This window comes from Mesorhizobium sp. M4A.F.Ca.ET.020.02.1.1 (genome assembly GCF_004022645.1).
Lineage (GTDB): Bacteria > Pseudomonadota > Alphaproteobacteria > Rhizobiales > Rhizobiaceae > Mesorhizobium.
The window spans coordinates 1-4,382 of record NZ_RZOI01000529.1 but is presented as its reverse complement, the minus strand read 5'-3'; the positions used below and the strand labels follow the sequence as shown (position 1 = coordinate 4,382).

The window sequence follows — 4,382 nt, the reverse complement described above, 5'->3', positions numbered from 1 at the left end:
GTCAGAAGACGCGCGAGACGGTGACGGCGCTCGCCCGCCTCGACATGCCGGGTGCGATACGCTCGTTGAACGTTTCCAACGCGGCGGCGGTGAGCCTTTATGCGGCGCGAAAGTTCCTTTCCGAGGATTGAACGAGCGACCTGGATGTTCGAGACGTTCTCAGATCGGGGCGAATGGCTTGCGTTTCTTGCGAGCACAATCGGCACTCTACGAACGCTCACTCCATCGGAGTTCTACGACGAGGCGAACGACCGCTACCATGTGTTGATGGAAGACATATTTCGGCTTGTCCATACGCTTGAAAATCCCGCCGATATCAAAAAATTTCTCGACGATGCCTGTTGGGAGACCTGGCTGCCCAAAAGTCCAGGAGACTTGACCTCCATGGACGCCACGGAGATCCATCATCGGGTCGCCTGCAACCTGGCCGATGAAAGGTGGGTTGACGGAGCTCTCGGCCAGGCGTTCGAGAACGGCACACTTGTTCCTGCGCTTGAGCGGATCGGGGCTGAAATCGACAAGTTCAAGCTGGCGGACATCAACCAGCAATTTCCCTAACCACATCGCGATTTGCGCCGACGCTCATCTCGTGGTTGCGCGGAATATGAGAAACGGGCTCCGGCGTTTGACGCAGGAACCCGTTCTTGGCAGGCAAGAGCTGGCAGCTTGGGAACGTTGCGCCGCCTTCTCCCGACCTATGCTGCTTTGCCCTTGGCTTCGGTTGCTTGGCCGCCGACCTCGAAATTGGCCATCCGCTCCAGCGCCCTGACCAGCGCCGAGTGATCCTCCTTGGCACCTCCGTTGGCGGCGCAAGCGTTGAAGAGTTGCTGCGCGGTGGACGTATTGGGCAGCGAAACACCGAGCGCCTTGGCGCCCTCCAGCGCCAGGTTGAGGTCCTTCTGGTGCAGTTCGATGCGGAAGCCGGGCGCGAAGGTGCGCTTGATCATGCGCTCGCCATGCACTTCGAGGATGCGCGAGGCGGCGAGCCCGCCCATCAGCGCTTGGCGAACCTTGGCCGGATCGGCGCCCGCCTTCGAGGCGAAGACAAGCGCTTCGCCGACCGCTTCGATGGTGAGCGCCACGACGATCTGGTTGGCGACCTTGGTCGTCTGGCCGACGCCGTTCGGGCCGACGAGGGTGATGTTCTTGCCCATCTTCTCGAACACCGGCTTTGCGCGCTCGAAGGCTTGTTCCTCGCCGCCGACCATGATGGTGAGCGAGGCAGCCTTGGCGCCGACCTCGCCGCCCGATACCGGCGCGTCGAGATAGTCGCAGCCGAGATCGTTGATCTTTTTCGCGAAGGTCTTGGTCTCGATCGGCGAGATCGAACTCATGTCGATGACCAGCTTGCCCTTGCTGAGGCCCGAGACAACGCCATTGTCGCCGAACAGGACGTCGGCGACTTGAGGCGTGTCAGGCACCATCGTGATGATGATATCAGCCGCCTTCGCCACGGCGGCATGGCCGGTGACGGTCTTCAGGCCTTTGCCGATCAGGTCAGCCGGCGGTTTGGAGCGATGGTCGCTGGCGACGACGGGGTAGCCGGCATCCAGCAAATGCCCCGCCATCGGAGCGCCCATGATGCCCAGTCCGATGAAGCCGATGGTTTCCATTGTTTCGCTCCTGAAATTCGTAACTGCAACTAGCCGAAGGTACGCCGCTGCCCCTCATCCGCCTGCCGGCACCTTCTCCCCGTATAGTGACGGGGAGAAGGAAGGCTTTAGGCGGCCGCGCTGCCCTGGCCGGCCAATGCCTTGAACCAGCCCAGCCCTGCGTCCGTGCCAGCCTTCGGCTTGTATTCGGCGCCAATCCAGCCGGCATAGCCGAGCCGGTCGATGTGCTCGTAGAGGAAGGGATAGTTGATCTCGCCCGTCCCCGGCTCGTGACGTCCGGGATTGTCCGCAAGCTGGATATGCGCGATACGGTCGAGGTTTGCCTCGATGGTACGGGCGAGATCCCCCTCCATGATCTGCATGTGGTAGATGTCGTATTGCAGGAACAGGTTCTTCGAGCCTATGCGGTCGAACAGCGCCAGCGCCTGGCCGCTGTAATTGAGGAAGAATCCCGGAATGTCGCGCGTGTTGATCGGCTCGACCAGCAGCCGGATGCCGGCCTGCTCCAGCTTCTCGGCCGCGAAAGCCAGATTCTCGGCAAAGACGTTCTCCAGCACCGCTCGGTCGGCTCCCTGTGGGGCGATGCCGGCAAGGCAGTTGATCTGCTCGCAGCCGAGCGCATGCGCATAGGTGATGGCCTTGGCCACCCCTTGCCGGAATTCCGGTACCCGATCGGGAAGCACGGCTATGCCGCGCTCGCCCTTTGCCCAGTCGCCCGGCGGCAAGTTGAACAGAACCTGCGTCAGCCCGTTCTTCTTCAGGCGCGCGGCGACGACGTCCGGCGCATGATCGTAAGGGCCGATATATTCGACGCCCTTGAAGCCGGCGCGGGCGGCGGCATCGAAGCGGTCGAGGAACTCGTGCTCGCCGAAGAGCATCGACAGATTGGCTGAAAAACGCGGCATTCTTTTTCTCCTTCTTTTTGGCTGGCCCACGCCGAGCCGGAGTCGCAGACAGGCGCGAAGCGTCCAAAACGGTGACTTTCGAGAACCGGAGCGGAGCGTACTTTCTGTACGTGAGCACCGGAGGCGCAGGAAGGCGCCGTTTGCAGGCCTGCCTTACCTGAATATCAGCACGCCTAGTCCAACATCATGATGGCCGTCGGCGCATCCTCATTGCGTTCGGCCAATTCCTCGAACTCGGTGATCTTGTCGATTTCCGTGCCCATGGAAATGTTGGTGACGCGCTCGAGGATGAATTCGAGCACGACCGGAACCTGGTGCTCCTTCATCAGGCGCTGCGCTTGCTTAAAGGCGCCGGCGAACTCTTCCGGCTTACGCACCCTAACCGCCTTGCAGCCCATCGCCTCGGCGACCGCGACATGGTCGACGCCGTAGCCTGCCTCGGGGTCGTTAGCGCGGTTGACGTTCTCGAAGGCGAGGCTGACCTCGTAGTCCATCGAGAAGCCACGCTGCGCCTGGCGGATCAGGCCGAGATAGGCGTTGTTCACGACGACGTGGATGTAGGGCAGCCTGTGCTGCGCTCCGACCGCCAGTTCCTCAATCATGAACTGAAAATCGTAGTCGCCGGAGAGCGCGACGATATCGCGATCCGGATCGGCCGCGCGCACGCCGAGCGCCGCCGGCAGCGTCCAGCCGAGCGGGCCGGCCTGGCCGCAATTGATCCAGTTGCGCGGCTTGTAGACATGCAGGAACTGCGCGCCGGCGATCTGCGACAGGCCGATCGTGGTGACATAGGTGGTGTCGCGGCCGAAAGCCTTGTTCATCTCCTCATAGACGCGCTGCGGCTTCAGCGGCACCTGCTCGAAATGCGTCTTGCGCTTCATCGTCTTCTTGCGCTGCTGGCATTCCTTCGCCCAGCCCGACCAGTCGCGCAGCTTGCCCGCCGTCCGCCATTCGGTGGCGACGTCAAGCAGCATCTTCAGCGCGGCGCCGGCATCCGAGACAACGCCGAGGTCCGGCGCGAACACGCGGCCTATCTGGGTCGGTTCGATATCGACATGGATGAATTTCTTGCCCTTGGTGTAGACGTCGACCGAGCCGGTGTGGCGGTTGGCCCAGCGATTGCCGATGCCGAAGACGAAGTCGGCTTCCAGCATCGTCGCGTTGCCATAGCGGTGCGAGGTCTGCAGCCCGCACATGCCGGCCATCAGCCGATGGTCGTCAGGGATCGTGCCCCAGCCCATCAGCGTCGGAATGACCGGCACGCCGGTGACCTCGGCGAACTCGATCAGCAGGTCGGACGCGTCGGCATTGATGATGCCGCCGCCGGCGACGATCAGCGGCTTTTCCGCCTGATTGAGCATCGTCAGCGCCTTCTCCGCCTGGGCGCGCGTCATCGCCGGCTTGAAGGGGGCGAGCGGCTCGTAGGCGTCGATGTCGAATTCAATCTCGGCCATCTGCACATCCACCGGCAGGTCGATGAGGACCGGGCCGGGCCGCGACGAGCGCATCAGATGAAAGGCCTTCTGCAGCGCCATCGGCACCAGATAGGGTTCCATGACGGTGACCGCCCATTTGGCGACCGGCGCGGCGATCGCGGCGATGTCGACGGCCTGGAAATCCTCCTTGTTGAGGCGCGCGCGGGGAGCTTGGCCAGTTATGCAAAGGATCGGAATGGAATCGGCCGCCGCCGAATAGAGCCCGGTGATCATGTCGGTGCCGGCCGGACCGGAGGTACCGATGCAGAGGCCGATATTGCCGGCCTTGGCCCGCGTATAGCCTTCGGCCATATGCGAGGCGCCTCGACATGGCGCGCGAGAACGTGACGAATGGTGCCCCTCGCCTTCAGCGACGAATAAAGCGGGTT

3 protein-coding genes and 2 pseudogenes are annotated in these 4,382 nt (G+C 62.7%); 2 read left to right on the top strand and 3 right to left on the bottom strand.

Going from position 1 to position 4,382, the window contains the following annotated elements; translation table 11 throughout:
- Together EN742_RS25895 and EN742_RS25890 are read left to right on the top strand one after the other, a co-directional pair.
- A pseudogene (locus EN742_RS25895) lies at positions 1-131 on the top strand (23S rRNA (guanosine(2251)-2'-O)-methyltransferase RlmB); the annotation flags it as partial.
- A 13-nt stretch (positions 132-144) separates the two neighbouring features.
- On the top strand, positions 145-558 hold the full coding sequence (locus EN742_RS25890; RefSeq protein WP_128333434.1) for a hypothetical protein: 414 nt from the start codon (positions 145-147) through the stop codon (positions 556-558).
- A 137-nt stretch (positions 559-695) separates the two neighbouring features.
- Here the strand turns inward: EN742_RS25890 and EN742_RS25885 are convergent, their stop codons facing one another.
- From EN742_RS25885 to gcl, 3 genes and pseudogenes are all read right to left on the bottom strand, one after another.
- Entirely contained in the window at positions 696-1,613 is a 918-nt protein-coding gene (locus EN742_RS25885; protein ID WP_127407121.1) for a 2-hydroxy-3-oxopropionate reductase, read from the bottom strand.
- A 107-nt stretch (positions 1,614-1,720) separates the two neighbouring features.
- Positions 1,721-2,518, bottom strand: a complete 798-nt coding sequence (otnI, locus tag EN742_RS25880) for a 2-oxo-tetronate isomerase (RefSeq protein ID WP_127407120.1) — start codon at positions 2,516-2,518, stop codon at positions 1,721-1,723.
- Between the two features lie 173 nt (positions 2,519-2,691).
- Positions 2,692-4,382 (bottom strand): annotated as a pseudogene (gene gcl / locus EN742_RS25875) (glyoxylate carboligase); the annotation flags it as partial.

Excerpts from the sequence above, each read along its gene's own strand:
- EN742_RS25885 (WP_127407121.1), bottom strand. The coding sequence starts at position 1,613 with ATGGAAACCATCGGCTTCATCGGACTGGGCATCATGGGCGCTCCGATG.
- otnI (WP_127407120.1), bottom strand. The coding sequence starts at position 2,518 with ATGCCGCGTTTTTCAGCCAATCTGTCGATGCTCTTCGGCGAGCACGAG.
- EN742_RS25890 (WP_128333434.1), top strand. The coding sequence starts at position 145 with ATGTTCGAGACGTTCTCAGATCGGGGCGAATGGCTTGCGTTTCTTGCG.